The 4,664-nt window shown below is 65.8% G+C and carries 2 protein-coding genes; both read left to right on the top strand.

Annotated elements, in window-relative coordinates; all coding sequences use genetic code 11:
• Window positions 1-17: 17 nt before the first annotated feature.
• Window positions 18-3,347, top strand: a complete 3,330-nt coding sequence (locus AAW14_RS39620; RefSeq protein ID WP_322741177.1) for an amino acid adenylation domain-containing protein — start codon at window positions 18-20, stop codon at window positions 3,345-3,347.
• Window positions 3,344-4,664, top strand: a 1,321-nt coding sequence (locus tag AAW14_RS38935; RefSeq protein WP_322741176.1) for a condensation domain-containing protein, incomplete at its 3' end; no start/stop codon positions are given. The genes AAW14_RS39620 and AAW14_RS38935, both read left to right, overlap by 4 nt.

Below are 4,664 nucleotides of genomic sequence, written 5' to 3'. Positions count from 1 at the left end.
ATCTGGTCCTGCCGGGGGTGAAGGCGGTCAGTGCGCCGGTGGGGACGGGGACGTCGCGTTTCGATCTGTTGTTCAGTGTGGATGAGCGGGTGTCGGGTTCGGGTGTGGCGTTGGGGCTTGAGGGGTTTGTGGAGTTCAGTACTGATTTGTTCGATCGGGGCACGGTGGTGTTGCTGGTGGAGCGGTTGGTGCGGGTGCTGGAGCAGGTGGTGGCTGATCCGGGGGTGCGGGTCGGGTCGGTGGAGGTGTTGTCGGCGGGTGAGCGTGAGCGGTTGGTGGGGGAGTGGAATGCGACGGGGCGGGATGTGGTGGTGCCGGGGGTGTTGTCGGAGGCGTTCGAGGCGCAGGCGGCTGCGACGCCGGGGGCGGTTGCCGTCGTGTGTGGTTCCTGTGAGGTGTCGTATGGCGAGTTGAATGTGCGGGCGAATCGGCTGGCGCGGTTGTTGATTGCGCGGGGGGCGGGTCCGGAGCGGTTGGTGGCGTTGGCGGTGCCGCGGTCGGTGGATCTGGTGGTGGCGGTGTTGGCGGTGCTCAAGGCGGGGGCGGCGTATTTGCCGCTGGATCTGGAGTATCCGGCGGAGCGGCTGGCGTTCATGGTGCGGGATGCGGAGCCGGTGCTGTTGGTGAGCACTACGGCGGAGGCGGGGGGTCTGCCGGGTGGGGTGGAGCGTGTGCTGCTGGATGATCCGGCGGTTGTGGAGGAGTTGGCGGGGGTGCCGGTGGGTGATGTGGTGGCGGGGGAGCGGTTGGGTGTGGTGGTGCCGCAGTCGCCGGCGTATGTGATTTATACGTCGGGTTCGACTGGTACGCCCAAGGGTGTGGTGGTCGCGCAGGAGAGTGTGGCGGATCTGTTGTCGTGGGCGGTGTCTGCTTTTGATGGGGGGCGGTTGTCGCGGGTGCTGGCGGCGACGTCGTTGAGTTTTGATGTCTCGGTGTTCGAGTTGTTCGCTCCGCTGGTGTCGGGTGGTTCGGTCGAGGTGGTGCGGGATGTGCTGGCGTTGTTGGGGCGGCGGTGGTCGGGCAGTTTGATCAGTGCGGTGCCGTCGGCGTTGGCGCAGGTGGTCGGTCAGGAGGGTCTGGCGGTTGAGGTCCGGACGGTGGTGCTGGCCGGGGAGGCGTTGTCGGCGCGGGCGGTGGCGGAGATCCGTGGGGTTCTGCCGGGGTGTCAGGTGGCCAATATTTATGGTCCGACCGAGGCCACGGTGTATGCGACGGCGTGGTTTGCCGGTGCGGATGAGACGGTGGTGCCTGCGATCGGGCGGCCGATTGCGAACTCCCGGGTGTATGTGCTGGATGCGGGGTTGGCTCCGGTGCCGGTGGGGGTTGTGGGTGAGTTGTATCTGGCGGGGGCGGGTTTGGCGCGGGGGTATTTGGGGCGTCCGGGCCTGACGGCGGAGCGGTTTGTGGCGTGTCCGTTCGGGGCTGTGGGAGAGCGGATGTATCGCACCGGGGACCTGGTGCGCTGGAACGCTGCCGGTGAGCTGGAGTATCTGGGCCGGGTGGACTCGCAGGTGAAGGTGCGGGGTTTCCGGATCGAACTGGGGGAGGTCGAGGCGGCGCTGGCGGGGCTGGAGTCGGTGGCCCAGGCCGCGGTTGTGGTGCGGGAGGACCGCCCCGGAGACCAGCGCATCACCGCATACGTCGTACCGAAGGTGGCAGCAGCTCAGCCGAATGCCCAGCTGGAAGAGGAACAGGTCGACGAATGGCAGCACGTTTACGACTCCATTTACGCGGAGACCAGGACCGGCGTCGAGTTCGGTGACGACTTCACCGGGTGGGTCAGCAGCTATGACGGACAGCCCATTGCCCTGGAGCAGATGCGTGCTTGGCGCGATGCGACCGTGGACCGCATTCTGTCTCTGAAGCCGGGGCGCATCCTGGAGATCGGTGTGGGCAGCGGCCTGCTGTTGGCGAAGCTCGCCCACCACTGTGACGAGTACTGGGGCAGCGATTTTTCGCCCGCCGTCATCGACAAGCTGCGGTCCGATGTCGCTCAGTGCCCCGAGATCGCGGAACGCGTTAGGCTGCTGTGCCGGCCCGCGGACGCGACCGAGGGCCTGCCGGAAGAACATTTCGACACGGTCGTCATCAACTCGGTGATGCAGTACTTCCCGAGCAGTGCCTACCTCCTCGAGGTGCTGGAGCACGTCCTGCGACTGCTCAAGCCCGGGGGCCGCGTGTTCCTCGGCGATGTGCGGAATCTGGACCTGGTCCGGAGCTTCCATTCCGCGGTGCAATTGACGCGATCGACGACAGCCGACGATGTCTCGGCGATGCGTCTGGCTGTCAATCGCGCGGTGTCGGAGGAAAAGGAGCTTCTCGCCTCACCTGCCTTCTTCGTTGACCTGCCGGATCGATTCCATGACGTGAACGCGGTCGACATCCGTATCAAGCGAGGTGGGCACCACAACGAGTTGACCCGCTACCGCTACGACGTCACTCTGCACAAACAGGCGACGTCGAGCGTGTCCTTCGCGTCGGCCGAATCCCTGCGATGGGGGCGCGAGGTCTCCGACCCGGACGAGCTGGCGCGGTATGTGACCGAGAAACGGCCTTCTGCCCTGCGTGTTACGGGCATTACCAATCAGCGGCTCGCACCGGAGGTCGTGGCGTCGCATGCGATCGACGCGGACGAACCGCTCACGGAGGTACGTCGGCGGGTCACCGAATCCGGCGATGCCGGATGGGACCCCGAACTGTTCCACGCACTCGGCGAGGAACGGGGATACGAGGTCGTGACGACGTGGTCGGACGCCGGCCCCGACGGATCCTTCGACGTACTACTCCACACTGCTCCGGGCGTCGCGACCGCACTCACTGATGTCTATCTTCCCGGAGAGGGCCGAGAGGCATCGGCGGGCGCCCGTATGACAAACGACCCCGCCGGCCGGCGCCAGACGGCGGCGCTCATCACTTCGCTCCGTCGCCAGTTGTCCGAGGTGTTGCCGGAGTACATGGTGCCGTCGGCGGTCGTGAGCCTGGACGCGCTGCCGTTGACGCCGAACGGGAAGCTCGACCGCCGTGCCCTGCCCGCACCGGACTTCAGCGGGCAGGTGACCGGACGCGGGCCGCGCACACCACAGGAAGAGGTGCTGTGCGACCTGTTCGCCGAAGTGCTCGGGCTGCCGCGCGTCGGGATCGACGACAGCTTCTTCGACCTGGGTGGTCATTCTCTGCTGGCGACACGGCTGATCAGCCGCGTACGCGCTGCCCTGGGAGTTGAGCTCTCGATCGGGAGCATCTTCGACGCCCCGACCGTCGCGGGGATAGCCAGTTCCTTGAAAAACGTTGAAAAGACACAAAGGCCGAAGCTGCGTCGCATGCAGAGGCCGGGGGAGACTCGATGATTCCGTTGTCGTTCGCGCAGCGGCGGTTGTGGTTCCTGCACCGGCTGGAGGGGCCGAGTGCGACGTACAACATTCCCTTGGCGATGCGGCTGTCGGGGGAGCTGGACCGGAGAGCGCTGCGGCTGGCGCTGAACGATGTGGTCGAGCGGCACGAGAGCCTGCGTACGGTGTTTCCCGAGGTCGACGGTGTGCCGCAGCAGAAGGTGCTCAGTGTTTCGGCGGCGGGCGTCGGTCTGTCGGCGGTACCGACGACGGAGGACGAGCTGCCGGCCAAGGTCGCCGCTGCGGCCGCCGAGCTCTTCGATCTGGCGACCGACCTTCCTCTACGTGTGACGTTGTTCGTGCTGTCGCCGACCGAGCATGTGCTGCTGCTGGTGCTGAACCACATCGCGGCCGACGGCTGGTCCTTCGCACCTCTGTCGCGTGATGTGGGTGAGGCGTATGCGGCGCGGGTGGCCGGACATGCTCCGGGTTGGTCGGAGTTGCCGGTGCAGTACGTGGATTACACGTTGTGGCAGCAGGAGCTGTTGGGGGATGAGGGTGACCCGGACAGTCTGGTGAGTCGTCAGGTGCGTTACTGGGCTGAGGCTTTGGAGGGTTTGCCGGAGCAGTTGGAGCTTCCGGTGGATCGTGTGCGGCCGGTGGTGGCGAGTTATGCGGGTGATGTGGTTCCGCTGGTGGTGGGTGCGGAGTTGCATGGTCGGGTGGTGGCGTTGGCTCGGGAGTGTGGGGTCAGTGTGTTCATGGTGTTGCAGGCGGCTTTGGTGTTGTTGTTGAGGCGGTTGGGTGCGGGGTCGGATATTGCGTTGGGGTCGCCGGTTGCGGGGCGTATGGATGAGGCGCTGGATGATCTGGTCGGGTTTTTTGTGAATACGTTGGTGTTGCGGACGGATGTGTCGGGTGATCCGTCGTTTGGTGAGTTGTTGGGGCGGGTGCGGGAGTCGGATCTGGCGGCGTATGCGCATCAGGATGTGCCGTTCGAGCATTTGGTGGAGGTGCTGAATCCGGCGCGGTCGTTGTCGCATCATCCGTTGTTCCAGGTGATGCTGGCGTTCCAGAGTGCTGGGGCGGGTGATCTGGTCCTGCCGGGGGTGAAGGCGGTCAGTGCGCCGGTGGGGACGGGGACGTCGCGTTTCGATCTGTTGTTCAGTGTGGATGAGCGGGTGTCGGGTTCGGGTGTGGCGTTGGGGCTTGAGGGGTTTGTGGAGTTCAGTACTGATTTGTTCGATCGGGGCACGGTGGTGTTGCTGGTGGAGCGGTTGGTGCGGGTGCTGGAGCAGGTGGTGGCTGATCCGGGGGTGCGGGTCGGGTCGGTGG

It is taken from the genome of Streptomyces hygroscopicus (genome assembly GCF_026168105.1).
In the GTDB taxonomy this organism is placed as follows: domain Bacteria; phylum Actinomycetota; class Actinomycetes; order Streptomycetales; family Streptomycetaceae; genus Streptomyces; species Streptomyces hygroscopicus_D.
This window is presented reverse-complemented; position numbering and strand designations above follow the sequence as displayed.